This is a genomic window from Vibrio sp. JZG120 (genome assembly GCF_053890955.1).
Window position 1 is genome coordinate 48,449 of sequence record NZ_JBSRRK010000011.1, and the last position, 26,095, is coordinate 74,543.

At 45.0% G+C, this 26,095-nt stretch carries 20 protein-coding genes; 15 read left to right on the forward strand and 5 right to left on the reverse strand.

What is annotated here, in order from left to right; genetic code table 11:
• Positions 1 to 375: 375 nt before the first annotated feature.
• The 8 genes from sdhC to sucD all read left to right on the forward strand — a co-directional run bounded on the left by sdhC (position 376) and on the right by sucD (position 10,084).
• Complete coding sequence (gene sdhC, locus ACWPOD_RS19130) at positions 376 to 768, forward strand: succinate dehydrogenase cytochrome b556 subunit (RefSeq protein ID WP_017634811.1); 393 nt, start codon at positions 376 to 378, stop codon at positions 766 to 768.
• The gene (gene sdhD / locus ACWPOD_RS19135; RefSeq protein WP_456232134.1) at positions 762 to 1,106 is read left to right on the forward strand and encodes a succinate dehydrogenase, hydrophobic membrane anchor protein; all 345 of its coding nucleotides are present in this window, start codon (positions 762 to 764) and stop codon (positions 1,104 to 1,106) included. The genes sdhC and sdhD overlap by 7 nt, the downstream gene beginning before the upstream one ends.
• Positions 1,107 to 2,873 carry a succinate dehydrogenase flavoprotein subunit gene (sdhA, locus tag ACWPOD_RS19140; RefSeq protein WP_005393016.1) on the forward strand — a complete coding sequence of 589 codons (1,767 nt, stop codon included), beginning with the start codon at positions 1,107 to 1,109 and terminating at the stop codon, positions 2,871 to 2,873.
• 15 nt (positions 2,874 to 2,888) lie between these two features.
• Positions 2,889 to 3,599 (forward strand): succinate dehydrogenase iron-sulfur subunit, encoded by a 711-nt coding sequence (locus ACWPOD_RS19145; protein WP_005382174.1) that lies wholly within the window; start codon positions 2,889 to 2,891, stop codon positions 3,597 to 3,599.
• Between the two features lie 170 nt (positions 3,600 to 3,769).
• Positions 3,770 to 6,595 carry a 2-oxoglutarate dehydrogenase E1 component gene (sucA, locus tag ACWPOD_RS19150; protein ID WP_005393014.1) on the forward strand — a complete coding sequence of 942 codons (2,826 nt, stop codon included), beginning with the start codon at positions 3,770 to 3,772 and terminating at the stop codon, positions 6,593 to 6,595.
• Positions 6,596 to 6,623: 28 nt separating this feature from the next.
• Positions 6,624 to 7,832, forward strand: coding sequence for a 2-oxoglutarate dehydrogenase complex dihydrolipoyllysine-residue succinyltransferase (odhB, locus tag ACWPOD_RS19155; RefSeq protein ID WP_047009527.1), 1,209 nt, complete (start codon positions 6,624 to 6,626; stop codon positions 7,830 to 7,832).
• A 213-nt stretch (positions 7,833 to 8,045) separates the two neighbouring features.
• Positions 8,046 to 9,212: an ADP-forming succinate--CoA ligase subunit beta gene (sucC, locus tag ACWPOD_RS19160; RefSeq protein ID WP_005393009.1), complete on the forward strand. Its 1,167-nt coding sequence runs from the start codon at positions 8,046 to 8,048 to the stop codon at positions 9,210 to 9,212.
• The gene (gene sucD, locus ACWPOD_RS19165) at positions 9,212 to 10,084 is read left to right on the forward strand and encodes a succinate--CoA ligase subunit alpha (RefSeq protein WP_005382181.1); all 873 of its coding nucleotides are present in this window, start codon (positions 9,212 to 9,214) and stop codon (positions 10,082 to 10,084) included. The genes sucC and sucD overlap by 1 nt, the downstream gene beginning before the upstream one ends.
• Before the next feature lie 71 nt (positions 10,085 to 10,155).
• On the opposite strand, the gene znuB is transcribed toward sucD, so the two are convergent.
• Positions 10,156 to 10,941, reverse strand: a complete 786-nt coding sequence (gene znuB / locus ACWPOD_RS19170) for a zinc ABC transporter permease subunit ZnuB (RefSeq protein WP_167427109.1) — start codon at positions 10,939 to 10,941, stop codon at positions 10,156 to 10,158.
• Positions 10,934 to 11,722, reverse strand: a complete 789-nt coding sequence (gene znuC, locus ACWPOD_RS19175) for a zinc ABC transporter ATP-binding protein ZnuC (protein WP_006742704.1) — start codon at positions 11,720 to 11,722, stop codon at positions 10,934 to 10,936. The genes znuB and znuC overlap by 8 nt, the downstream gene beginning before the upstream one ends.
• A gap of 78 nt (positions 11,723 to 11,800) precedes the next feature.
• On the opposite strand from znuC, the gene znuA reads away from it, so the two are divergent.
• The 5 genes from znuA to ACWPOD_RS19200 all read left to right on the forward strand — a co-directional run bounded on the left by znuA (position 11,801) and on the right by ACWPOD_RS19200 (position 19,824).
• Positions 11,801 to 12,688: a zinc ABC transporter substrate-binding protein ZnuA gene (gene znuA, locus ACWPOD_RS19180; RefSeq protein ID WP_006742703.1), complete on the forward strand. Its 888-nt coding sequence runs from the start codon at positions 11,801 to 11,803 to the stop codon at positions 12,686 to 12,688.
• Between the two features lie 201 nt (positions 12,689 to 12,889).
• Positions 12,890 to 16,267 (forward strand): AraC family transcriptional regulator, encoded by a 3,378-nt coding sequence (locus tag ACWPOD_RS19185; RefSeq protein ID WP_164666919.1) that lies wholly within the window; start codon positions 12,890 to 12,892, stop codon positions 16,265 to 16,267.
• A gap of 826 nt (positions 16,268 to 17,093) precedes the next feature.
• Positions 17,094 to 17,321, forward strand: a complete 228-nt coding sequence (locus ACWPOD_RS19190) for a FeoA family protein (RefSeq protein ID WP_005382190.1) — start codon at positions 17,094 to 17,096, stop codon at positions 17,319 to 17,321.
• Positions 17,321 to 19,597: a Fe(2+) transporter permease subunit FeoB gene (feoB, locus tag ACWPOD_RS19195; RefSeq protein ID WP_109168613.1), complete on the forward strand. Its 2,277-nt coding sequence runs from the start codon at positions 17,321 to 17,323 to the stop codon at positions 19,595 to 19,597. The genes ACWPOD_RS19190 and feoB overlap by 1 nt, the downstream gene beginning before the upstream one ends.
• Positions 19,594 to 19,824 (forward strand): FeoC-like transcriptional regulator, encoded by a 231-nt coding sequence (locus tag ACWPOD_RS19200; RefSeq protein ID WP_005396058.1) that lies wholly within the window; start codon positions 19,594 to 19,596, stop codon positions 19,822 to 19,824. The genes feoB and ACWPOD_RS19200 overlap by 4 nt, the downstream gene beginning before the upstream one ends.
• 93 nt (positions 19,825 to 19,917) lie before the next feature.
• Here the strand turns inward: ACWPOD_RS19200 and ACWPOD_RS19205 are convergent, their stop codons facing one another.
• Together ACWPOD_RS19205 and argS are read right to left on the reverse strand one after the other, a co-directional pair.
• Positions 19,918 to 20,346, reverse strand: coding sequence for an HIT family protein (locus ACWPOD_RS19205; RefSeq protein WP_167426803.1), 429 nt, complete (start codon positions 20,344 to 20,346; stop codon positions 19,918 to 19,920).
• A gap of 126 nt (positions 20,347 to 20,472) precedes the next feature.
• On the reverse strand, positions 20,473 to 22,206 hold the full coding sequence (argS, locus tag ACWPOD_RS19210) for an arginine--tRNA ligase (protein ID WP_046874243.1): 1,734 nt from the start codon (positions 22,204 to 22,206) through the stop codon (positions 20,473 to 20,475).
• A 220-nt stretch (positions 22,207 to 22,426) separates the two neighbouring features.
• Between argS and ACWPOD_RS19215 the strand changes: the two genes are divergently transcribed.
• Positions 22,427 to 23,026: a VOC family protein gene (locus tag ACWPOD_RS19215; protein WP_167426802.1), complete on the forward strand. Its 600-nt coding sequence runs from the start codon at positions 22,427 to 22,429 to the stop codon at positions 23,024 to 23,026.
• Between the two features lie 74 nt (positions 23,027 to 23,100).
• Here the strand turns inward: ACWPOD_RS19215 and purU are convergent, their stop codons facing one another.
• On the reverse strand, positions 23,101 to 23,934 hold the full coding sequence (gene purU, locus ACWPOD_RS19220) for a formyltetrahydrofolate deformylase (RefSeq protein ID WP_005382206.1): 834 nt from the start codon (positions 23,932 to 23,934) through the stop codon (positions 23,101 to 23,103).
• A gap of 218 nt (positions 23,935 to 24,152) precedes the next feature.
• Here purU and ACWPOD_RS19225 point away from each other — a divergent pair, with 218 nt between their 5' ends.
• Positions 24,153 to 26,093 carry an ATP-dependent DNA helicase gene (locus tag ACWPOD_RS19225; protein WP_456232135.1) on the forward strand — a complete coding sequence of 647 codons (1,941 nt, stop codon included), beginning with the start codon at positions 24,153 to 24,155 and terminating at the stop codon, positions 26,091 to 26,093.
• The last annotated feature ends 2 nt before the right edge of the window (positions 26,094 to 26,095 follow it).

The following is a 26,095-nucleotide window of genomic DNA, read 5'->3' on the forward strand; positions in this document are numbered from 1 at the left end:
TTTAATCCGTCCAGGATGTTTATGTGCCATTTTTGTACTGTTGTTAAAGCTTAAAGTCAATTTTTCTCCATCTTTGTGTGCACTTGTTATGATTTTTCTCATGAAAATCGTTAAAAATCTGTTCTATGTAGCATAATTTGTTACACCAATTGTATTAGAATGTTGCTCGCCGTATATTGGCTAAGAAAATTTTAGTTAAATCCTTATAAATTCGGGGCTAGAAACAAAGAGTGAGGTTTGTTGCTGGACTCCGGTTGTTAACAAGTTGTTTACAATTATCTGGGTGGTTACTCGCGATATTTGTTAAATAGATGTTAACTTTTGTACGTTTGGAAGCTGAAATTGGTTATAACAATAAATGCTCAATGGAGCTGAGTGAGCAAGCCCGTGAAAGAAAGAAAGTCAAGACCTGTTAATTTAGATTTACAGACCATCCACTTTCCTATCACAGCAATCGCATCCATCCTACACCGTGTGTCTGGGGTAATTACGTTTGTTGCGGTGGGTATACTACTGTGGTTACTGTCCATTTCTCTGTCATCCCCAATGGGTTTTATGGAAGCCGCTGACATCGTCGATAGCTTCTTCGTAAAATTCATCCTGTGGGGAATTCTTACTGCACTTGCCTACCACATTGCAGGTGGTATCCGTCACTTGTTGATGGATCTAGGTCACTTTGAAGAGCTAGATTCTGGCACGATGAGCGCTAAAGTCGCGTTTGGTGCAACAGCAGTATTATCATTATTGGCGGGGATCTTGGTATGGTAAAACACGTATCTTCATTTGGTCGTAATGGTGTATACGATTTCCTACTGATTCGTGCAACTGCAATCATTATGACGCTATACACGATTTATCTGATTAGCTTCTGTGCATTTTCAGATATCTCTTACGCATCTTGGACCCAATTCTTTGGTGGTACCTTCACTAAAGTATTCACCATGTTGGCACTTGTTTCGATCCTGATCCACGCATGGGTCGGTTTGTGGCAGGTATTAACGGATTACATTAAGTGCGCGAAACTGCGTGGCGCACTGCAACTTGGTGTTATTGCCGTGCTATTCGGCTATGTCTTCTCTGGTCTATTTATTCTGTGGGGTGCGTAAGTGTCTATTCCAGTTCGTGAGTTTGACGCCGTAGTAATCGGCGCTGGTGGTGCAGGTATGCGCGCTGCACTACAAATTTCAGAACAAGGCCTATCATGTGCTTTGTTGTCAAAAGTATTTCCAACACGTTCTCATACTGTGTCTGCACAGGGCGGTATTACCGTTGCTCTGGGTAACTCGCACAAAGACGATTGGCAATGGCACATGTACGATACCGTTAAAGGTTCCGATTACATCGGTGACCAAAATGCGATTGAATACATGTGTAAGAATGGCCCTGAGTCCGTTATCGAACTAGAAAAAATGGGCCTTCCATTCTCTCGTTTTGATAATGGTACTATCTACCAACGTCCATTCGGTGGTCAGTCAAAAGAATTTGGTGGTGAGCAAGCTGCACGTACAGCAGCAGCTGCGGACCGTACAGGTCACGCGCTTCTTCATACGCTTTACCAACAAAATGTGAAACACAAAACCACCATTTTCTCGGAATGGTATGCACTAGACTTGGTGAAAAACCAAGACGGCGCCGTAATGGGCTGTACTGCGATTTGTATGGAAACAGGCGAGATCTGTTACTTCAAATCAAAAGCAACGATTCTAGCAACAGGTGGTGCAGGTCGTATTTACGCGTCGACCACTAACGCACACATCAACACTGGTGACGGTGTAGGTATGGCATTGCGTGCGGGTGTACCTATGCAAGACATGGAAATGTGGCAGTTCCACCCAACGGGTATCGCTGGTGCAGGTGTTCTTGTAACAGAAGGTTGTCGTGGTGAAGGTGGTTACCTTCTAAATAAAGATGGCGAACGTTTCATGGAACGTTACGCTCCAAACGCGAAAGACCTTGCAGGTCGTGACGTAGTTGCACGTTCAATGATGATCGAAATCCGCGAAGGCCGCGGTTGTGATGGCCCATGGGGTCCACATATCAAGTTGAAACTTGATCACCTTGGTAAAGAAGTGCTTGAGTCACGTCTGCCTGGTATCTGTGAGCTGTCTCGTACTTTCGCGCACGTTGATCCAGTGAAAGAGCCAATTCCAGTAATTCCAACCTGTCACTACATGATGGGTGGTGTACCAACTCAAGTGTCTGGCCAAGCAATCAAGCAAAAGGCTGACGGCAGCGAGATGGAAGTACAAGGTCTATATGCATGTGGTGAGATTGCTTCTGTATCAGTACACGGAGCAAACCGTCTAGGCGGCAATTCATTACTAGACTTAGTCGTATTTGGTCGCGCGACTGGCTTGCATCTTGGCGAAACGCTCGCAGCGCAAGCTGAGGCACGCCCTGCAACTGAATCTGATATTGAAGCATCTCTAGCGCGTACCATGCGTTGGGAAAATAGTACTGGCGGTGAAGATCCAGTTCAAATCCGTAAAGACCTACAAGCTTGCATGCAAAACAGCTTCTCGGTATTCCGTGAAGGCGATGCAATGGCAACGGGTCTAGAAGAGTTGAAAGTAATTCGCGAACGTCTGAAAGATGCGCATCTAGCGGACAAGTCTTCTGAATTCAACACGCAACGTATTGAGTGTCTAGAGTTAGACAACTTGATGGAAACAGCATTCTCTACAGCCGTAGCGGCGAACTACCGTACTGAAAGCCGTGGCGCACATGCACGTTTCGATTTCCCTGAGCGTGATGATGAGAACTGGCTATGCCACTCTATCTACAACCCGGAAACAGAAGCGATGACTAAGCGTGATGTGAACATGACGCCAACGCATCGTGAAGCTTTCCCGCCGAAAGTACGTACATACTAAAGGGAGGATACGACTATGAAATTGAACTTCTCTTTATACCGTTACAATCCGGATGTAGATACCAAGCCTTACATGAAAGAGTATACCCTTGAGGTAGATGAAGGCTCAGACATGATGGTGCTTGATGCATTGATTCTGCTAAAAGAGCAAGATCCAAGCATCGCGTTCCGTCGCTCATGCCGTGAAGGGGTATGTGGTTCTGATGGTTTGAACATGAATGGTAAAAATGGTCTAGCGTGTATCACACCGTTATCTGCTCTACAAGGCGATAAGATAGTTATTCGTCCACTGCCAGGGTTACCTGTCGTGCGCGATCTTATCGTTGACATGACACAATTCTATGATAACTATGCGAAAGTTAAACCATTCTTGATTGATGATGGTGCATTACCACCATCACGCGAGAACCTACAATCACCTGATGATCGTGCTCATTTAGATGGATTGTACGAATGTATCATGTGTGCATGTTGTACAACGTCTTGCCCATCATTCTGGTGGAACCCTGACAAATTCATCGGTCCAGCAGGTCTTCTTGCGGCGTACCGCTGGCTAATTGATAGTCGTGATACGGCAACAGATGAACGTTTGTCTGATCTTGATGATGCATTTAGCGTTTTTCGTTGCCATGGCATCATGAATTGTGTAAGTGTTTGTCCTAAGGGATTAAATCCGACGAAAGCCATCGGCCATATTAAGTCGATGCTGGTTAATCGCTCGGTTTAATTTACTCGCTCTTAGGAATGTCGCAGTGTTGCGGATCACCCGATATGACCGCTTCACTGCTTCAAGAATATTTCGAGTAAAGAATACAAAAATTGCCGACTAGTTCTGGTCGGCTCTTATAGCTCGGCAAAGACCGAAGCAAACGTGAAAACTACTGGTTAAGGGAAAATATGCACAACGGCGTGATGAAGGCATGGCTCGAGTCTTCACACTTGGCTGGCGCCAATGCAACGTATGTAGAGGACCTCTACGAACTGTATCTAAGTGATCCCGATCTGGTAAGTGAGGAGTGGAAACGTGTTTTTGAAGGCTTACCTAAGCCGTCAGAAGAAGTGGCAGAACAACCACATTCACGTGTCCGTGACTACTTCCGTCGACTCGCTAGAGAAACAAAGCATTACAATGTCCAAGTTAGTGACCCAGATGTCGATGCAAAACAAGTAAAAGTTCTACAGCTAATCAACGCATACCGTTTCCGCGGACATGAAGCTGCAGAATTAGACCCACTAGGTCTATGGCAACGCCCAACCGTGGCGGAGTTAGACCCTGCTTTTCATAATCTTACCGAAGATGACTTCGAAGAAACTTTCAACGTAGGTTCTTTTGCTGTTGGGCAAGAAACCATGAAGTTGAAAGACATCTATGAAGCCCTCAACAAAACTTACTGCGGTTCCATCGGTGCTGAATACATGCACATGACTGACACAGAGCAAAAACGTTGGATCCAACAACGTCTTGAGTCTGTCGTAGGCCAGCCATCATTCAACAAAGATGAGAAGCGCACATTCCTAGAAGAGCTAACAGCCGCTGAAGGTTTGGAGCGTTACCTCGGGGCGAAATTCCCAGGTGCAAAACGTTTCTCTCTAGAAGGTGGTGACGCACTGATTCCGATGACGAAAGAGTTGATCCGTCACGCGGGAACAAGTGGGATGCGTGAAGTGGTTATCGGTATGGCTCACCGTGGTCGTTTGAACATGCTGGTGAACGTGCTTGGTAAGAAGCCTCAAGATCTGTTCGATGAGTTTGCCGGTAAACACGACGAAACTTGGGGTACGGGTGATGTGAAATATCACCAAGGCTTCTCTGCCGACTTTGCTACCCCAGGTGGTGATGTTCACTTAGCTCTTGCATTTAACCCATCGCATCTAGAAATCGTCAACCCAGTAGTCATGGGGTCGGTGCGAGCACGTCAAGATCGCTTGGGTGATAATCAAGGTAGCAAAGTGCTTCCTATCACTATCCACGGTGACTCTGCAATCGCTGGTCAGGGTGTGGTTGCCGAAACGTTCAACATGTCACTGGCTCGTGGTTTCCAAGTCGGTGGTACGGTGCGTATCGTTATTAACAACCAAGTTGGCTTTACGACGTCTAACCCTCGTGACACGCGTTCAACGATGTACTGTACAGATATCGCGAAGATGGTTCAGGCGCCAATTTTCCACGTGAATGCCGATGACCCAGAAGCGGTTGCTTTTGTTACTCGTATTGCTTTGGATTACCGCAACGAGTTCAAGCGCGATGTCGTGATTGATTTGGTGTGTTACCGTCGCCATGGTCACAACGAGGCCGATGAGCCAAACGCGACTCAGCCTTTGATGTACCAAAAAATCAAAAAACACCCTACACCACGCAAATTGTATGCGGATATTCTGATCGATAAAAACGAATCAGATATCGAGACAGCGACTCAGTTAGTCAATGAGTACCGCGACGCATTAGACCGCGGTGAAGTGGTGGTTAAAGAATGGCGTCCAATGGCGTTGCACTCTGTAGACTGGTCCCCTTACTTAGGGCATGAATGGGATATGGAGTGGGATTCAAAATATGACAAGACGCGTCTTATCGAGTTGGGTAATCGTCTTTGTCAGTATCCAGAAAGCCATAAACTGCAAAGCCGTGTTAATAAGCTTTACAACGATCGCCTAGCAATGATGACCGGTGAAAAAGCAATCGACTGGGGTATGGCCGAAACATTGGCGTATGCAACATTAGTTGATGATGGTAAGCGAATTCGCCTTTCTGGTCAGGATTCGGGTCGTGGTACTTTCTTCCACCGTCACTCGGTTCTTCATAACCAAACAGATGCAAGTACGTACATTCCATTAGCGAATATTCATGACAATCAGGGTCCATTCCAAGTGTTTGACTCAGTACTGTCAGAAGAAGCGGTATTGGCATTTGAATACGGTTACGCAACAGCAGAGCCAGGTGGTTTGACTATTTGGGAAGCGCAGTTTGGTGACTTTGCCAACGGCGCGCAGGTTGTGATTGACCAATTCATCTCGTCAGGTGAGCAGAAATGGGCACGCTTGTGTGGTCTCACAATGCTTCTACCTCACGGTTACGAAGGTCAAGGCCCTGAGCACTCCTCTGCACGTCTAGAGCGTTACCTTCAGTTGTGTGCTGAGCAAAATATGCAGGTTGTAGTTCCTTCAACACCGGCTCAAGTATACCACATGATTCGTCGTCAAGTTGTACGCCCAATGCGTCGACCTCTGATTGTTATGTCGCCAAAATCTTTGCTGCGCCATCCTCTATGTACTTCGACAATTGAAGACTTAGCGGACGGTACATTCCAATCTGCAATTCCAGAAGTAGATGATTTAGACCCAAGCAAAGTAAAACGCGTCGTGTTCTGTTCAGGTAAGGTTTATTTTGACCTACTGGAGCAGCGCCGTAACAACGAGCAAGACGATGTCGCTATCGTGCGTATCGAGCAGCTTTATCCATTCCCGATGGAAGAAGTACAAGCAGCGATTGCTCAATACACTAACGTTGAAGACTTCGTGTGGTGTCAGGAAGAGCCTCAGAACCAAGGTGCTTGGTACTGTAGCCAACACAACTTCCGTGCCGCTATTCCTGCAGGTGCAGATCTTAAATACGCAGGTCGCCCAGCTTCTGCTTCGCCAGCAGTTGGCTACATGTCGGTGCACTTGAAACAACAAAAAGCGTTGGTTGAAGACGCTCTGAACGTGAACTCAAAAACTTCGAATTAAGAACTAGAAGTTAAAGGAAGAAACAGATATGACAATTGAAATTCTGGTTCCAGATTTACCTGAATCAGTTGCTGATGCAACCGTAGCGACATGGCACAAACAACCAGGCGACGCAGTAGAGCGTGACGAGGTTTTGGTTGACATCGAGACAGACAAAGTCGTGCTAGAAGTGCCAGCTCCGGAAGCAGGCGTTTTGGAAGCTATCGTTGAAGAAGAAGGTGCGACAGTACTTTCTAAACAAATCATTGCTAAATTGAAGCCAGGTGCAGTTGCAGGTGAGCCTACCGCAGACAAAACAGAAGGTACGGAAGCATCTCCTGATAAACGTCATAAAGCTGCGCTTAGCGAAGAAAGCAATGATGCACTAAGCCCAGCAGTACGTCGTTTATTGGCTGAGCATGGCTTAGAAGCAAGCCAAGTGAAAGGCACTGGCGTTGGTGGTCGTATTACGCGCGAAGATATTGAAGCGCATCTTGCGAACGCTAAAACTGCGCCAAAAGAAGAAGCACCAGCAGTGGTTGACGTGCCGGCAGCGGCTCGTAGCCAAAAACGTGTTCCAATGACCCGCCTGCGTAAGACAGTCGCTAACCGTCTGCTAGAGGCGAAGAACAACACGGCAATGCTAACGACGTTTAACGAAGTGAACATGAAACCAATCATGGACCTTCGTAAGCAGTACAAAGATCAGTTCGAAGAGCGTCACGGTATTCGTTTAGGCTTCATGTCTTTCTACGTGAAAGCTGTAACAGAAGCGCTTAAGCGTTACCCAGAAGTAAATGCTTCGATTGATGGTGATGACATTGTTTACCACAACTACTTCGACATTAGCATGGCGGTATCAACGCCACGTGGTCTAGTTACACCTGTCCTAAAAGACTGTGACAAGCTTGGTTTCGCTGATGTTGAAAAAGGCATCAAAGAACTGGCTATCAAAGGTCGTGACGGCAAGCTAACGGTAGACGAGCTAATGGGCGGTAACTTCACTATCACAAACGGTGGTGTGTTCGGTTCACTAATGTCTACACCAATCATCAACCCACCTCAATCAGCGATTCTTGGTATGCATAAGATCCAAGAGCGTCCGATGGCAGTGGATGGCAAAGTTGAAATCTTGCCGATGATGTACCTAGCGCTGTCTTACGATCACCGCCTAATTGATGGTCGCGAGTCTGTTGGCTTCCTAGTGACGATTAAAGAGTTGCTAGAAGATCCAGCACGTCTCCTATTAGACGTTTAATATCGCTAAAACGTCTAGTTATCGTAGGTAGCTAGACGTTAAAAATTTCAATGGCTAGACTGGCTCAACGTCTGGCCTTCATTTGAATCCCACACCATGAGGACTCGTGATGAGGGATTGATTTGAGAAGACCCTACAGACGTACAAGCAGCCAAGACTGCAGCGTTATGGAAATAATAAATCCCTTAAGGGAAAAACAAACGGAATATCGAAATGAATTTGCATGAATACCAAGCCAAACAGCTGTTTGCAGAATTCGGTTTGCCTGTGCCAGAAGGCTACGCGTGTGATACACCACAAGAAGCTTTTGAAGCCGCAGGCCGTATCAGTACAGAAAAGAAAGTAGTTAAATGTCAGGTTCACGCTGGTGGCCGTGGTAAAGCGGGCGGTGTAGAGCTGCACGATACAAAAGAAGGCGTTAAAGAGTTTGCACAAAAGTGGTTAGGTAAAAACCTAGTGACTTACCAAACTGACGCTAACGGTCAGCCAGTTACAAAAATCCTTGTTGAAGAAGCTTCAAACATTGCAAACGAATTATACCTAGGTGCGGTTGTTGACCGTGCAAGCCGTAAGATCGTTTTCATGGCTTCAACAGAAGGTGGTGTTGAAATCGAAAAAGTTGCGGAAGAAACGCCGGAGCTTATCCACAAAGCTGCAATCGATCCACTAGTAGGCCCACAAGCTTACCAAGGTCGCGAGCTTGCGTTCAAACTTGGTCTTGAAGGCGACCAAATCAAACAATTCGTTAAGATCTTCATGGGTCTTGGCACGATGTTCGCCCAGTACGATCTTGCTCTACTTGAGATCAACCCGCTTGTGGTTACTGGTGAAGGCAACCTTCTATGTCTTGATGGTAAGATCAACATCGATTCAAACGCTCTTTACCGTCAGCCTAAGCTTCGTGAAATGCACGATCCATCACAAGAAGATGAGCGTGAAGCACACGCAGCTCAGTGGGAACTGAACTACGTAGCACTAGACGGTAACGTTGGCTGTATGGTTAACGGTGCAGGCCTAGCAATGGGTACGATGGATATCGTAAACCTACACGGCGGCAAACCAGCTAACTTCCTAGACGTAGGTGGCGGCGCGACGAAAGAGCGTGTTGCTGAAGCATTCAAGATCATCCTATCAGATGACAACGTGAAAGCGGTACTTGTTAACATCTTCGGTGGTATCGTACGTTGTGACATGATCGCAGAAGGTATTATCGGTGCGGTTAAAGAAGTAGGTGTAAGCGTACCTGTTGTTGTTCGTCTAGAAGGTACTAACGCTGACCTAGGTCGCGAAGTTCTTGCTAATTCTGATGTTGATATCATTGCTGCTGAGTCGCTAACGGATGCTGCTCAGAAAGTTGTTGCTGCTGCGGAGGCTAAATAATGTCTGTATTAATTAACAAAGACACTAAAGTAATCTGTCAGGGTTTCACTGGTGGTCAAGGTACTTTCCACTCAGAGCAAGCTATCGCATACGGCACTCAGATGGTTGGTGGTGTGTCTCCAGGTAAAGGTGGCCAAACTCACCTAGGTCTACCTGTATTCAACACAGTTCGCGAAGCAGTAGAAGCAACTGGCGCAACAGCGACAGTAATCTACGTTCCAGCACCTTTCTGTAAAGATGCAATTCTAGAAGCGATTGATGCGGGCATCGAGCTAATCGTAACAATCACGGAAGGCATCCCTACAACAGATATGATCGACGTGAAAGTGAAGCTAGAAGAAACTGGCGTTCGTATGATCGGTCCTAACTGTCCGGGTGTTATCACTCCTGATGAGTGTAAGATCGGTATCATGCCTGGTCACATCCACAAGAAAGGTAAAGTAGGTATCGTATCTCGCAGCGGTACTCTAACTTACGAAGCAGTTAAGCAAACAACTGACGAAGGTTTCGGCCAGTCTACTTGTGTTGGTATCGGTGGTGACCCAATCCCAGGTTCAAACTTCATTGATATTCTAAAACTGTTCCAAGAAGACCCTGAAACTGAAGCGATTGTTATGATCGGTGAAATCGGTGGTACAGCAGAAGAAGAAGCAGCAGCATACATTAAAGAAAACGTAACGAAGCCAGTGGTTTCCTACATTGCTGGTGTAACTGCTCCTCCTGGTAAACGTATGGGCCACGCTGGTGCGATTATCTCTGGCGGTAAAGGTACTGCTGAAGACAAATTTGCAGCACTAGAAGCGGCGGGCGTTAAGACTGTGAAATCTCTAGCAGAGATCGGCCAAGGTCTACGTGAAGTAACGGGCTGGTAATTTCCAACTCGAAGCTTAAAGCTAAAAAAGCCTAGCAATTATTGCTAGGCTTTTTTGTATCAAGGTACTTTTTACGATTTTTGGCGAATAAATTGGCTAAGCATAAACAGAGATGTTGCGCTGATTACTACTGATGGGCCAGCCGGCGTATCGAAGTGCCATGATAGGCTAAGCCCCATTAGTACTGCCACAGAACCGATAATGGATGCGAACAGTGCCATTTGCTCTGGTGATGAAGAAACCTTACGTGCTGTTGCTGCTGGGATAATTAGGAGCGAAGTCATGATCAACGCGCCAACGAACTTCATACCTACTGCGATTACTACACCCACCATTAGCATTAACACCAATCTAACTAAGTCTGTATTTACGCCCTCAACAGCGGCAAGTTCTTCACTAACAGTGCTAGAAAGCAGTGGGCGCCAGAAGACGTACAAACATGCACTTACCGCAACAACACCTGTGTAAATAAACATCAGATCTTGTGGAGAGACTGCAAGTAAGTCCCCAAATAGGTAGCTCATTAAATCGACGCGCACGTTTTCCAAAAAGCTAACCGATACTAAACCGATAGAGAGTGCACTGTGTGCCAAGATACCTAACAACGTGTCTGTAGCCACAAGTTGTTGCTTTTGCAGAGTGACAAGCAAAACGGCCAGAGCTAAACAGCAAACGAGTAGTGCAAGATAAAGGTTCACGTTGAGCAGAAAGCCTAATGCCAAACCCATCAATGAAGCATGTGCCAAGGTATCACCGAAGTAAGCCATTTTGCGCCAAACGACGAATGACCCAAGAGGACCTGCAATGATCGCGATGCCAATACCAGCAAGAACAGAAGGTAGAAGAAACTCAATCATGGTGATGATGTCCGTGTTTATGGTTGGAGCATGATGTCGCATCGCCAGTTACTGGCGTTCCGGATAAATCGTGATGATGATGCTCGTGGTCGTGATGATAAAACGCGAGCGATTCTCTCGCTGCATTGCCAAATAGCGCGATGTAAGAAGGGTGCTGAGTAATCGTGGCAGGTGAACCAGAGCAGCAAACATGGTGATGCAGACAAATGACATCATCTGTTTTGGCCATTACTAAATGTAAGTCGTGTGACACCATAAATACACCGCAATCGAATCGGTGACGAATGCTTTCAATTAGATCGTAGAGATCGATTTGACCTTGAATATCCACACCCTGCGCAGGTTCATCTAGCACTAACAGCTCTGGGCGTTGAAGCAAAGCACGCGCAAGTAATACGCGTTGGTTTTCACCACCTGACAAGCGATGCATGTTACTACTAATTAAATGCTCAGCGCCAACAAGCCTTAATGCATCAATACATTCTTGTTTACTGTATTTTCCTGCTAAATTTAGAAAACGGGTGACATTCAATGGAAGAGAGTCATTGAGTTTCAATTTTTGAGGAACATAACCAATTTTTAGTTTTCTTTGTCGGTTTAATTTGCCGCTAGTCGGTTTTTGAAGGCCTAAAATGACTTTGACTAACGTTGATTTTCCCGCTCCATTGGGACCAATTAGGGTTGTTATTTTGCCCTTTTGTAATTCCATACTAATGTTATCGAGAACTCTGCGGCCATCGAACTCGACGCATAAGTGCTCAAGATGGACTAAGGAAGACATGAATGAAACTCATTTGCAAATCAATAATGTTATAATGTAACATTATCACACTTTCTACACCATATCCCAAGTAAAACTATGAAAAGAGCATTAATTCTTGCTGCGTCAGCGATGCTAACGTTGCCAGCACACGCAGTAACGGTACTAACGAGTATCAAACCTATTCAGTTATTAGTGACAGAGCTTACTCAAGGGGTGACTTCGCCAGATGTATTACTGCAGTCTAACACTTCGCCCCATGATTACGCTTTACGCCCATCGGATGTTAAGAAAATCGCTTCTGCTGATTTAGTTATTTGGTACGGACATGATCTCGAACCGTTTCTGGAAAAAGTCGTGTCAGACAGATCGAATACTCTGACTATTAGTCAAATTCCAGATCTAGATTTGCGTGAGTTTGATAGTGAGCACAACCATGACCATGATGGCCACGATCATGGTTCACATGATCCGCACTTTTGGTTAGGTGTAAGTCAAGCACAACAAGTTGCCAAGGCTGTCGTGAATCAACTGGGATCACTTGATCCGGAAAATGCAGCACAGTACCAAGAAAACCTTAAAAAATTTGAAACTGAGCTCAGCCAGACGGACCTAGAGATCAAGAAGAAATTATCGCCAGTGAAAGACAAAGGTTACTTTGTGTTTCACGATGCTTATGGTTATTTCGAAGAGCGTTATGAGTTAAATCAAATGGGGCACTTCACCGTGAGCCCGGATCGTAAGCCGGGAGCAAAAACCTTAATCCAAATTCGTCAAAAGTTAAGTTCAGGAGATGTAGCTTGCGTGTTTTCTGAACCTCAGTTTACTCCAGCTGTCGTTCAGAGTGTGATGCGAGGTAGTAAAGTTGCCAAAGGAGAACTTGACCCATTAGGGAGCACAATTGAAGCAAAACCGGGCAGTTACTTTACTTTTCTCAACAATATGGCGAATAATTTTGAGCAGTGCTTGAGCCAAAAGACGGATTAAGTAGTGTTGTTGTGTAGGAATAGTCCTTTTAACGTGATCCAGTAGTAAGAATTACAACCTTTGGCAAGGCGAGCCTTTTCTCAAACAGTAATTGAGATATCATTATCAATAATTAGCAGCTCAAAATAACCGTATAAGTCCATGCTGTAGAAGATATGGACGGTGAGCGCCGAGCACAAGTTGATATAAAAGGTTTTCGTCTTGCTACGCCAATTAGCCCTTGTCTTGTTGGGCTTTTTCCTATCTTTCCAAGCATTTGCTCTTCATAATGCGAATGCCATCTTTTACCCTTTGCCGACTCAGGTTAAGGGTACTTTTATTGCGGCTAAAAAATTGTTCTTGGGTGAGCAAGGAGGCTTGTGGATTCACGACGTGCATGGGCGGGTGTTGTTTTATGATGGCCAAAATATCCTACCTAAATCAGGCAGTTTTTTACAAACGTCTGCCAAGCAACTGGCTTATCATGAAGGCTCGTTCTGGACCTTTGTTGAGAATGAGGTGTATCAAACTTATCCAAATCAAGAAAGACGTTTAGTCTTTAGCTTAAACCCCGGGTCGCAAATAAGAAAAATCGGTTCTTCTGAAGATTATATTTGGGTTAGTGATGGCGCACATTTCTATACTTACAACATCGATACTAGCGAGTTAAAGTCCTTTTCTTTGTTGCAGCTCTATCAACATAGCAACAATAGCTATGTTTATATTAACGATGCAGTTCTGCTCGAAGAGAAGTGGGCACTTGCTACAACTTCTGGCTTTTATCTTTCAGAAGGAGATAAGTTTGACCATGTAGTCGCTTCAGGTCAGAACTACATTGAAAAGATCTACTACTCACACACGCGCAGAGAAATTCTGGTAGGAACGTTGCGTGGGGCATTAATTTTCAATATTTATCAACCTGATAAAGAGGTGATTAAGATTGGCGGCTCTCATGTGTTGACTTTCGCTGAGACAAATCAAGAGTACTGGGTGGGGACTGAGCATGGTCTGTATTTATACTCATTCTTGTCAGGCGAAGTGACAGAAGTCGAGCCTGCAAGCTTTCTTGAACTGGAGCTGGATAATACAAAGATCTATTCGCTACTGAGTGACAACATGGGAGGGATGTGGATCGCGACTAACCAAGGCATTCGTTATTACTCCTTGTTTAGTAAAAAGTTTGAACGAGTAACCTTCAGTAGTTATGACTCGCAAACCTTATCAGGGCGAATTCGACAAACCTCCACAGGACCTGATGATGCGCTTTGGTTCGCGGATGACCGAAAGCTTTATCGGACAGGTGAGAGTGGCAACATCAAAGTCTTGGAGCTTGATTCGCAGATCAATGAATTTGCATTTCAAGGTGGGATGCTTTGGCTTGCGACCTCTAAAGGGCTCGAAATATTCGAGCTGAATGGTCTTAACAAAGTGACATTTCCTTATTTACAGGTTATGGCTGGACACGGAGTGGAGCATGTGACTGTAGATGGTAATGAGCGTCTCTGGGTATCAAGCGGATACCATCTTTACAATGTTGATATAACCAAGCAAAGCGTAAGAAATTTTGGAAGTGAGTGGCTAGTAAGTCAGTACTTACCAGCTAAGGTTACGCGTTTATACGACACTGAAGATTCTCTATTGATAGGGACCGATCATGGGATTTATCAATACAGCAATGAAAACATCCAGTTCATCCGCTATTCCGAAAAATTTGGTGAATCATTAGACATGGTCACGGCGGTTGATGGCAGTCAGTGGTTTGCGTCATCTTACGGCGTTTTTAAAACGATTAAAGGAAGTAACGAGAAACATGTTGTTGAAATGAGTGTGCCCAACGCGCGACCTGCTTGCTTGATCAGAGACAGGCAAGGTGTGTGGTTAGCCTCTTCTGTCGGATTAAGCTATTACCACCTTTCGGGTGAATTAGTGAAACATTATTCATCGGCGTCTGGCTTAATGAACAACGAGTTTCTACCAGGAATCTGCAGTGTTATACAGCAAAAAGAAGGTGGTGAGCGAGAGCTCGTCCTAGGGTCGAAATACGGGTTGGTAAAAGCTGAAGCATCCAAGCTGCTTGTGTCCAACCCTCCAGAGTCGAAGTTTATCGTGAGCCAAGTTGTGCTTGAAAACGAGATTCTACAAGTTGGTAGCGCCGATTTGAATGGCATAAAATTACCGTATGGCTCTTCTCTAAGTTTCTTATTTGGCGTGATGCCAAAACCAGACAGCCAAAATTTGTATTATCGATTGAATAGCGATGATCCTTGGCAAGCGCTAGAGGGAGGCCAACTGACTCTAGAGCATCTCAATTCCGGTGAATACCATCTACAGGTAAGTAATGAGTCTCAAGTCGCTGCTGGATTGGTTGGGCTCGAGTCATATTTTATTGTGCTTAATCCTTGGTATTTATCGCAACTCGCAATTTTAGGTTTTGTGGTCGCGAGTATTGCCATGGTTGCACTACTTATGTACTGGCGTTCTCGCTATGTTGTACAGGCTAACCGTGATTTAGCTGCGCAAGTGACACTCAAAACTAACCAGTTGAGGCATCAAAGCCGAGTGTTGTTGACGAGTAACCAACAGCTACGTAAACAGATTCAAGTCAGAAACCTGCTGGTTGATCACGTGGCGCAATCTATTAAGTCCAGTGTCGATTTTATAGCGGCAAAATTACCCATACCTTTGGATGCAGCTACGGAAGATCATCTGGCGAAAACGACATGGCAATTAAATGAGTTAAAAAGTGTTCCTGGTGAAGCTAGCGGCGGCAGTCACAATTACAATTTGAGTCAGATAACTCAATCGGTGGTTGATGTATGGCAAGATGATTTTGCGAAGGCTGGGATTATGGTGGAGCTTGAAGATGAGAGAAAAACAAGTCGAATTGCTCTGGAAAGCTTTAACCTTGATGTTATCTTCAACAGCATTTTTGCCAATATCATCAAGCGTTCTTTCCGAGGCCAAACGGTGAGAATCATGCTAGAAGAGGGCAATGATATTGTTTCATTGAGTTTTCTTGATTATGGGACGCAACTGCCTAATAAAGTGACGACCGGGCGTCCATCTAATATGAATCACTCTGAATTGAGTATTGATCATCTTGCCCAGTTAGTGACAACGAGTGGAGGATACTTGGCGGTGTTTACTTCCGACGCTCAAAATAAAATCGAAATTACATGGCCAACTGCGAAGGAGATGAGTTATGTGGATGAATCTCTGCAAGAATTTGAGTCTGAACCTATCGTCGAAGATAAAGTGACCCCAGAGAAAGAATGGTTGCAAAAAGTCTATCAGCTGGTGGCTGAGCATTACCATGACCCTGAGTTTGGTACTGCTTTAGCGGCTAAAATGCTGTTCATGTCAGAACGCTCTTTACAGAGGCGCTTTAAATCAGCCTCGTCAAGAACGTTAAAAGATTATGTAACCGAAGTTCGTTTAGAAACGGCGTGTGAGCAGTTATTAGCGGGCGAGAAAATCAGCGAAGTAGCGTTTAACTGCGGCTTTAATGATCCTTCTTACTTTAGCCAAAAGTTTAAATTGCATTTTGGTTTGCCTCCTTCCAAGTTTGCTTTGACTCAAGAAAGCCAAGAAACCAACTAAAAACCTCATAACACACTCCCTAGTGAATATTCAAAAGACTGGGGAGCTGCTTATAGTGCTCTACTATTCTAGAGCTACCAATGTAGTGATTCTCATTGCTTCTTCATCACATCTAGCCTACAAATCCATTCTCAATACGTAAGCACGGTCACGCTCTATCTGTTAGTAGCGCTGTTCTTAGCTATAACCATACATGGCTTAAGAGGACGGATTTACCTACGGCGACAAATATATGAATGGTTGTATTTTTGTATCTAGAGTGCGTTGGTTCATTTGAGTAGTGGGGGTATGCGAAATTCGTGAAAACAGAACTGTGCTGAAAAGGTGGATAAGATAAAGAGTTTAGAGAGAGATGAAAAAAAATATCGTGGTATAGCCGGGGGGACTATACCACGGGTGTCAATGACACCTTCGCTTGCTGCCGGAGTGACATGTTGCCATGCCACCTCTGGAATTCATTTGAGAGGTTGCCCTCTCGATGGAGTAACTATACGAGAGGTTACTTATTTTTCTTATAAAAATAACGCCATGTTGATATGAGAAAAACGACAAAGTTTTAAATGTCATCTAACCTGTTGTTTTGTTTGGGAATTTTTATCTTTACCATTTGTTTGTGACATTTTTATTTCATTGGTCGTGATTTTTAATTGTTAATTTTGACGTAAATAACGAGAGGAAATTTACGGAGTTGACGTTTGAAAGCATGAAAACATTTATGAAATCTTTGATTTCACACAAGGATTGAAGGGTTATAGAAGAGTAATATTGGCAGCCTAAACTTATTAAATAATAATATTTCTCATTAGCAATACTCTTAAGGGCCACTATGAAGTTATCAGAGATTAATCCTGGCGATACGGTGACGATTCGGTTGTTAGATGGTCTTTCATCAGATATCAGAAAGAAACTCATGGTAATGGGGCTGCTTCCCAATACAGAAGTCAAAGTGATTCGACGTGCTCCAATGGGCGATCCTTTACAAGTCGAAGTCCGTGGTGTGTCTGTCGCATTGCGAGAAACCATTGCTCAGAAAATTGAAGTGGAGCGAGTGTAATGCAATATCAAGTGCTTACCGTAGGTAATCCTAATAGTGGTAAAACGACGCTATTTAATGGTTTGACTGGTGCAAAACAGCAAGTTGGTAACTGGGCAGGCGTCACCGTTGAAAAGAAAACGGGACAATTCAAACATGCGGGTGACGAGTTTTTGCTCACTGACCTTCCTGGCATTTACTCGTTAGACAGTGGTAATGATAGCAATAGTATTGACGAATCCATTGCATCGCGTGCGGTTCTAACTCATCCTGCCGACCTCATTATCAACGTGGTTGATGCCACGAGTTTAGAGCGCAGCTTATATATGACGTTACAACTTCGCGAACTTGGCCGTCCTATGATTGTTGTTCTCAACAAAATGGATGCGCTAAAACGTGAACGTCAAATGATTAACGTTTCAGAGCTTGAGAAAACGTTAGGTTGTCCTGTAGTAAGTTTATCTGCAACCAATAAAACTCAAGTTGCAGAGTTTAAAGAAAAACTGCATAAGTCCATTGTTCAAGGAGTCGCGCTTAAAGAGTTATCTTTGCATTACGGTGAAAAGATGGAGTCGGCGATTCAAACTGTTTCCGCACTTTTTAACGATCAAACCGTCGCCCATCGTGCATTAGCGATTCGTGCGCTTGAAAAAGATACGATGGTTCTCAATAGCCTTTCTGATATTGATAGAAGCAAAGTATTGGAAGTCATTGCGACTTTAGATTTGGATATCGATTTGCATGTCGCGGATACCAAGTACACATACCTGCATGAACAGTGTAAAAAAGTTCGCCGAAGCGAAGGCAAATTGAGCCGTAGCGTGACTGAAAAACTCGACCAGTTTATTTTGAACAAGTGGATTGGGATCCCATTCTTCTTTGTGGTTATGTACTTGATGTTTATGTTCTCGATTAACATCGGTAGTGCATTTATCGACTTTTTTGACATTGGTGTAGGCGCATTGCTGGTTGATGGTGGACACCACTTATTAGATGGTCACCTCCCCGTATGGCTAGTTACGGTGATTGCTGATGGTTTAGGCGGCGGTATTCAAACAGTTGCGACCTTTATCCCGGTCATTGCGTGTTTGTACTTATTCCTTGCTGTGCTTGAGAGTTCGGGTTACATGGCACGCGCTGCGTTTGTGCTTGATAAAGTGATGCAGAAAATCGGCTTGCCGGGTAAAGCGTTTGTCCCTTTGGTTCTTGGTTTTGGCTGTAACGTTCCGTCAATCATGGCAACGCGCACGCTAGACCAAGAGCGTGAGCGCAAGTTGGCTGCGTCGATGGCACCGTTTATGTCATGTGGTGCTCGCTTACCTGTGTACGCTTTATTTGCTGCCGCTTTTTTCCCAGGCTCTGGTCAAAACATTGTGTTTGCACTTTACCTACTTGGTATTGTCGCCGCGGTGTTTACCGGTTTGTTCCTCAAGCATACGCTGTATCCTGGCAGCAGTGATAGTTTGGTGATGGAAATGCCTGACTATGAGCTTCCGACGTTGCAGAACGTCGTGATCAAAACTTGGCAAAAACTTAAGCGTTTCGTACTGGGTGCAGGTAAAACCATCGTTGTGGTTGTTGCTATCTTGAGCTTCCTCAACTCGCTAGGAACTGACGGTACATTCGGTAATGAAGACAGTGATAAATCGGTTCTATCAAAAGCCGCTCAGGTTGTGACGCCAGTGTTTGCACCAATTGGTATTCAAGAGGATAACTGGCCAGCAACGGTTGGTATTATTACTGGTATCTTCGCGAAAGAGGCAGTCGTGGGCACATTGAACAGCTTATACACTACGCCAACCGATGGAGAGGATGCAGAATTTGATCTTATGGGTAGCCTAGAAGAAGCGGTGATGAGCATTCCTGAAAACCTAGCAGGGCTGAGCTATTCTGATCCTCTGGGGATTGACGTTGGTGATTTAGCAGATTCTCATGCAGTCGCAGAGGAGCAAGAAATTGATGAATCGATCTTTGGTAACATAAAAGAGAAATTTGTTTCTGGTCATGCTGCTTTTGCGTACCTAATTTTTATCTTACTTTACACTCCTTGTGTGGCTGCGATGGGTGCCTATGTTCGAGAATTCGGCAATAACTTTGCGCGCTTTATAGCGGTATGGACAATGGGGCTCGCGTACTTGAGTGCGACTTTCTATCATCAGCTTATGCATTTCGCTGATAGCCCTATCACCAGCGGCGTTTGGATTGCCGCAATTATTGCGATTTTCTTTGGCACGTACCGTGTTTTCAAGCGCGTAGGCAAGAAACATCAAGGCGAGTTTGAGGCGCAAGTCGTATGATTTTAAAAGAGCTTTATCAATATATTGCCGAAAAAGGAACGGTTTCCCAATCTGAGCTAGCAAAACAGTTCGGAATGAGTGAAGACGGTGCAGACGCCATGTTAAGTGTATGGATTAACAAAGGTCGCATTTCTCGCTTGGTAGATACAAATAAAGCTCATCATATAACGCGAATACGCTATGCAGTCACAAAGCACGATGGTTTGTCACTTACCGTGACCATGTAGTAGGAGCAATGAACCATCGCGCACAAACAACAAAGCCGCATCAGCAATGATGCGGCTTTTTACTTTCTACCTGAATTAAAAGTTATATAACGGTTACGCTTTACGGAAGATAGAGCTTAACGACAACACATTACGAATTCGGTTAAGAATCTCTTCTTGTTCTTCGTCAGTACGAAACTCTCCTTTTGTATTCCCCCAAACTGGTCCTGGCCATGCCATATCGTCTTTAAAGCGCGCAATATGGTGAATGTGCAGCTGTGGCACCATGTTACCTAGGGCTCCAAGGTTTAACTTGTCTGGGTGGAATGTCGCTTCGAGTGCTTGGCTTACCGCTTGAGATTCGAGCAAAAACTGTTGTTGCTCTTGCATTGGCAAGTGGTGTAGCTCTTTCAAATTTTCGCGTTTAGGCACCAAGATAATCCATGGCACAGCATTATCTTTATGAAGAAGCGCGACGCAAAGTGGGAAGTGACCAATCACCGAAGTGTCTTTTGTCAATTGAGGATGAAGTTCAAAACTCATTATTGCTGTCCGATTAATTTTTAGTTTGAATTAGTATACGACAGATAAAACAAAAGGTTGGCGCTTTCACGTCAACCTTTGTCATCATTTAGCTTGTGCTACTTAAGCTAACTACGTAAAAGCGGATTACATACGCTCTAGAGTATCGATACCCAGTAGAGACAGACCTTGCTTGATGGTCTTCGCTGTTAGCGCAGCTAGTTTCAGACGGCTTTGTTTCACTGCTTCGTCTTCAGCAACTAGGATAGGGCACGCTTCGTAGAAGCTAGAGAACTGACCTGCTAGTTCGAATAGGTAGCTACACATGATGTGTGGTTGGCCTTCGCGAGCAACAGATTGCACCGCTTCTTCGAACTGCATAAGTTTAGCAATAAGTGCTTTCTCTTTCTCATCAGTGATTTTGATGTCACCTTGGAGAGCATCCATAGCAACACCAGCTTTAGCGAAAATTGAAGCTACGCGAGTGTATGCATATTGCATGTATGGTGCTGTGTTACCTTCAAACGCTAACATGTTGTCCCAATCGAACACGTAGTCAGTCGTACGGTGTTTAGATAAGTCAGAGTATTTAACCGCTGCCATTGCAACTGTTTTAGAGATCTTCTCTTTTTCTTCCGCATCTAGTTCAGGGTTTTTAGATTCGATCAGCTGTGCTGCGCGAACTTCTGCTTCATCCAGAAGATCTGCCAAACGAACGGTACCACCCGCACGAGTCTTGAATGGCTTTCCGTCTTTACCCAGCATCATGCCGAACGCGTGGTGCTCAAGAGATACAGACTCAGGCACATAGCCCGCTTTACGAACAATCGTCCAAGCTTGCATTAGGTGCTGGTGTTGACGTGAGTCGATGAAGTAAAGCACACGGTCTGCGCTTAGCTCTTCATAACGATATTTTGCACATGCGATATCTGTTGTTGTGTATAGGAAACCGCCATCGCGTTTTTGAACGATAACGCCCATTGGTTCGCCATCTTTGTTCTTGTATTCATCTAGGAATACAACTTGCGCGCCATCATCTTCAACGGCAAGACCTTGTTCTTTTAGGTCTGCAACGATCTTAGGAAGCATGTCGTTGTACATGCTTTCGCCCATTACGTCGTCACGAGTCAGTGACACGTTTAGACGGTCGTAGTTGCGCTGGTTTTGGATCATGGTTACATCAACGAGTTTTTTCCACATTTCTGCACAGTACTCGTCACCGCTTTGCAGTCTTACCACGTAGTTTCGCGCCTTTACTGCGAACTCTTCATCTTCATCGTACAGCTTTTTCGATTCGCGGTAGAAGCCTTCAAGGTCCGCAAGTTCCATAGAAACTTCGCCAGACTCTTGTTGTACGCGCTCAAGGTTTGCGATAAGCATACCGAACTGAGTACCCCAGTCACCGATGTGGTTCGCGCGGATCACTTTGTGACCTAAGAACTCAAGCGTACGTACCACTGCATCACCGATGATGGTTGAACGCAGGTGACCTACGTGCATTTCTTTTGCTACGTTTGGTGCAGAGTAGTCGGCAACGATGGTTTGCGCTTCTTCTTTAGCTACGCCAAGACGTTCGTCTGCTAGCGCCGCGTCGGCTTGTTTCGCAAGGAACTCTTCGCTTAGGAAAATGTTGATGAAACCAGGGCCAGCGATTTCTGTTTTGCTCGCAATACCATCTAGGTCTAGAACATCCAGTACTTTCTGTGCAAATTCTCGTGGGTTAGTACCCAGTTTTTTAGCAACGCCCATTACGCCGTTTGCTTGGTAATCACCAAATTGTGGCTTTGCTGATTGGCGAACGGCTGCAGGACTACCTGCAGGTGCGCCAGCGGCTTCTAGAGCCTGAGATACTTTGTCATTAATAAGTGCTTGGATATTCACACGCGTTTCCTTCAATTCAAGGACAAAGAACTCGGCAGAATGTACGCCGAGCTCTGTTAGAGTTCACAAAAATGGGGCTAATCATAACAACTTTATTGCTTTTCATACAGAGATGAATAGGCGAAATTTTTACTTTTTCGATTGAATGGAAATGTGGCTTAGTTTGCGTTTACTATTGCGCTCAAAGTAATGAGATAAATCGCCCCATAAGAGAGCCACAATGACGACTCAACTAGTTGAAAAGCGCCTAACGCCTGAATTGATGATCCAAGATCTGGACGCATTTATGGCGAAGATTGAAGAGCTTGCAACCCTGTTAAAACTGGATCTGAGCTTTGCTCAAGCTGACCATATTGCGCTGCGTATTAATGATATTGAAACAGCGAAAGCCGCGCATGAAGCATGGAATCAATACGGTAAGGTGATTTCACAAGCGAAAATAAACGGTCGCCCAATCATCGTTATCGTATTCGACAAAGCGTTGGAAAGCCGTGGCTGGAAGATTGAGTGTCTGGAGCTGCCATATCCTGCGGAAGGCAAAATCTACCCAAATGAAAGCTGGGAACATGTGGAGTTTGTGATTCCGTCTCATGCCGAAACCGCAGATGAGTTTCTTGCTGATTTGAAACACACTTACCCAGCGTTTGGCGCGCGTTTTGATGAGTTAAAAGAGCTGGGTGTGAAGATCAAATTGTCGAGCCCGAAAGGGGAAGGCGAACGCTTGAACAACCCAACCGTGGCGTTTAAGTACCAAGGCATTTGTATCAAGCTGCACCCGCATTCACTTAAGCGTATTGTGGAGTCTGAGCAGGCTGAATAAGTGAGCTCTGAACAACTATTAAGAAGAAAGGGTTGCCAAATGAGCAACCCTTTCTTTTTTCAAATGCGATGAACTTAAAGGATAACCGTCTTATTGCCGTAAACAAATACGTGGTCATTGATCACTTTATTCAACGCTTTGCTCAACACATTCTTTTCTACATCGCGTCCCGCTTGTGCCATATCTTGGGCATTGAATGTATGGTCGACAGGAATGACGTCTTGCTTGATGATCGGCCCTTCATCTAAATCATTGGTCACGAAGTGTGCCGTTGCACCGATGATTTTCACACCGCGATCGTAAGCTTGTTGATATGGCTTAGCGCCAATAAAAGCAGGTAAGAAGCTGTGATGAATATTAATGATTTTGTGGTGGTATTTCTCAACAAACGTAGGCGTCAATACGCGCATGTATTTAGCTAACACCAAAAAGTCAGCATCGTATTGGTCGATCACCTCTAACATCTTCTGCTCGTGTTCTTCACGGCTAAGGTTTTCATGGGTCACGTGGTGGTAAGGAATGTCGAAGCGTTCAGTGAGAGTTTGCAGTTTGTCGTAATTCCCTACCACAGCGGCGATCTCAACATCTAGGCTTCCGTCGTAGGTTTTCATCAGAATATCGCCTAAACAATGCGCTTCTTTTGTGACGAGAATGACGATGCGCTTACGGCGAGAGCCAACCAATTTACGCTTAGCACCTTGCGGGAGTGCTTGGTCCAAATCGGCAAGAAACGTTTGATCGTTGAAGTATCCCTCCAACTCCGTTCTCATGAAAAAGTGGCCACTGGTATTATCAACAAATTCGTTATTGTGAACGATGTTGAGTTGGTGCTTGTAACAGATGTTAGTGATTTTTGAGATGAGACCCGGGGCGTCAGAACAGTGGGTCAACAGTGTTTTCTTTTCCATAAATCAGGTACTTCCATGCATTAATATTTTAGCGTACGAATTTGTTATTATTCCCAGGCGGGTGTAACTGTACTGCCATGTTTCACCATAAATAATCTATTCTTACGTTGGTTTCAACAAAATATCCGTGCATCGCCGCAAGCTGGCCAGATTGTGGGCTGATGTCACTCCTATTCCTCTGATATACTCTCGATAATTTTTCAAACTCAATACCAAGCATGATCGCAAAAACTTTTTCCTCTGATGGCGCGTTAGGTAATGCCATTCCTGGCTTTCAAGCTCGTCAGCCACAAATCGATATGGCGGAAGCCGTCAGTAGTGCGATCAAAGATCAAACCCAGTTGGTGGTGGAGGCAGGAACCGGAACCGGTAAGACCTTCGCATACCTAGTCCCTGCGCTGTTGAGTGGTAAAAAAGTGATCATCAGTACAGGCTCGAAAAACTTGCAAGAGCAGTTGTACCATCGGGACTTACCGCTCATGGTCAATGCGCTTGGTTTTTATGGTCAAGTGGCGTTATTAAAAGGGCGTTCTAATTATCTGTGTTTGGATCGCTTGAGCCGCCAAATGGTCGAAAGCCATACTAATGAATCTGACCCGACGCTATTAACTCAATTGGTTAAAGTGCGTGCTTGGTCATCAGAAACCAAAACAGGTGACCTTGGTGATTGTGATGATCTGCCAGAAGACAGCATGATCATTCCGACCATCACCTCCACCAATGATAACTGTTTAGGTAAAGAGTGTCCGAGCTACACCGATTGCTTTGTATTGAAAGCGCGTAAGCGAGCCATGGATTCCGACATTGTTGTGGTGAACCATCACTTATTTCTTGCTGACTTAGCGATCAAAGAAACAGGATTTGGCGAACTGATCCCAGAAGCCGATGTGTTTATTTTTGATGAAGCTCATCAGTTGCCAGATATTGCGAGCGAATATTTCGGCCAGTCAGTTTCAAGCCGTCAAATTCATGATCTTGCCAAAGACATTGAAATAGCCTACCGCACCGAAGCCAAAGATATGCGTCAATTGCAAAAAGTGGGCGACAAACTCATGCAAAGCGCAATGGACATGCGGATTGTACTGGGTGAGCCAGGCTTTCGTGGCAACTGGCGTGAGGCGTTGCAATCAGGCTCTATTAAGCGAGAATTATTGCGCTTAACTGATAGCCTCGAATTGGCGATTGATGTACTCAAAATAGCCTTAGGGCGCAGTCAATTACTGGATACCGCCTTTGAACGAGCCAATTTGATCAAAGGCCGCATCGACCGGGTATGTGATGTCGATATTACCGGTTACTCATACTGGTACGATACCTCGCCTCGTCATTTCGCTCTGCACATTACGCCCCTTTCTGTCGCGGACAAGTTCCATGAGCAAATAGAGATTAAACAAGGCGCGTGGATTTTCACGTCAGCAACCCTAGCCGTATCGGGCGACTTCAAGCACTTTACTGAGCGCCTTGGCCTCAAGCCTACAAAGCAATTTTCTCTGCCGTCCCCCTTTGATTATCAAAAACAAGCGCGCCTTTGTGTGCCAAGGTATCTGCCAGAGCCAAACAGTAGCGGCTTAGCGGATAAGTTAGTCCGAATGCTTGCCCCGGTGATTGAAGAAAACGATGGTCGCTGCTTCTTTTTATGTACCTCGCACAGCATGATGCGTGAACTAGGTGAGAAGTTCCGAGAAGTACTTGATCTGCCTGTGTTAATGCAAGGGGAGATGAGTAAGCAGAAAACCTTGGCGGAGTTTATGGAACTGGGTAACGCTTTACTCGTGGCGACAGGCGCTTTCTGGGAAGGGATTGATGTTAGAGGTGATGCGCTGAGCTGTGTTATTATCGACAAATTACCGTTTACCGCCCCTGACGATCCATTACTCAAAGCCCGTATCGAGGATTGTCGATTACGTGGTGGTGAACCATTTGCTGAAGTACAAATCCCGGATGCAGTGATTACGTTAAAGCAGGGTGTAGGGCGATTAATTCGAGATCAGAAGGATCACGGTGCGTTGATCATTTGTGATAATCGCCTTGTCACGCGAGACTACGGTGGTATTTTCCTCGGAAGCCTACCACCTATCCCAAGAACGCGAGACTTAGATGGAATCAAAGCATTCCTGAAAGCAGAACAATCTGTCACAGACGCAAGTGCTGAGGCATAACC

Excerpts from the sequence above, each read along its gene's own strand:
- sdhD (WP_456232134.1), top strand. The coding sequence starts at position 762 with ATGGTAAAACACGTATCTTCATTTGGTCGTAATGGTGTATACGATTTC.
- ACWPOD_RS19145 (WP_005382174.1), top strand. The coding sequence starts at position 2,889 with ATGAAATTGAACTTCTCTTTATACCGTTACAATCCGGATGTAGATACC.
- sucA (WP_005393014.1), top strand. The coding sequence starts at position 3,770 with ATGCACAACGGCGTGATGAAGGCATGGCTCGAGTCTTCACACTTGGCT.
- odhB (WP_047009527.1), top strand. The coding sequence starts at position 6,624 with ATGACAATTGAAATTCTGGTTCCAGATTTACCTGAATCAGTTGCTGAT.
- sucC (WP_005393009.1), top strand. The coding sequence starts at position 8,046 with ATGAATTTGCATGAATACCAAGCCAAACAGCTGTTTGCAGAATTCGGT.
- sucD (WP_005382181.1), top strand. The coding sequence starts at position 9,212 with ATGTCTGTATTAATTAACAAAGACACTAAAGTAATCTGTCAGGGTTTC.
- znuB (WP_167427109.1), bottom strand. The coding sequence starts at position 10,941 with ATGATTGAGTTTCTTCTACCTTCTGTTCTTGCTGGTATTGGCATCGCG.
- znuC (WP_006742704.1), bottom strand. The coding sequence starts at position 11,722 with ATGTCTTCCTTAGTCCATCTTGAGCACTTATGCGTCGAGTTCGATGGC.
- znuA (WP_006742703.1), top strand. The coding sequence starts at position 11,801 with ATGAAAAGAGCATTAATTCTTGCTGCGTCAGCGATGCTAACGTTGCCA.
- ACWPOD_RS19190 (WP_005382190.1), top strand. The coding sequence starts at position 17,094 with ATGAAGTTATCAGAGATTAATCCTGGCGATACGGTGACGATTCGGTTG.
- feoB (WP_109168613.1), top strand. The coding sequence starts at position 17,321 with ATGCAATATCAAGTGCTTACCGTAGGTAATCCTAATAGTGGTAAAACG.
- ACWPOD_RS19200 (WP_005396058.1), top strand. The coding sequence starts at position 19,594 with ATGATTTTAAAAGAGCTTTATCAATATATTGCCGAAAAAGGAACGGTT.
- ACWPOD_RS19205 (WP_167426803.1), bottom strand. The coding sequence starts at position 20,346 with ATGAGTTTTGAACTTCATCCTCAATTGACAAAAGACACTTCGGTGATT.
- ACWPOD_RS19215 (WP_167426802.1), top strand. The coding sequence starts at position 22,427 with ATGACGACTCAACTAGTTGAAAAGCGCCTAACGCCTGAATTGATGATC.
- purU (WP_005382206.1), bottom strand. The coding sequence starts at position 23,934 with ATGGAAAAGAAAACACTGTTGACCCACTGTTCTGACGCCCCGGGTCTC.
- ACWPOD_RS19225 (WP_456232135.1), top strand. The coding sequence starts at position 24,153 with ATGATCGCAAAAACTTTTTCCTCTGATGGCGCGTTAGGTAATGCCATT.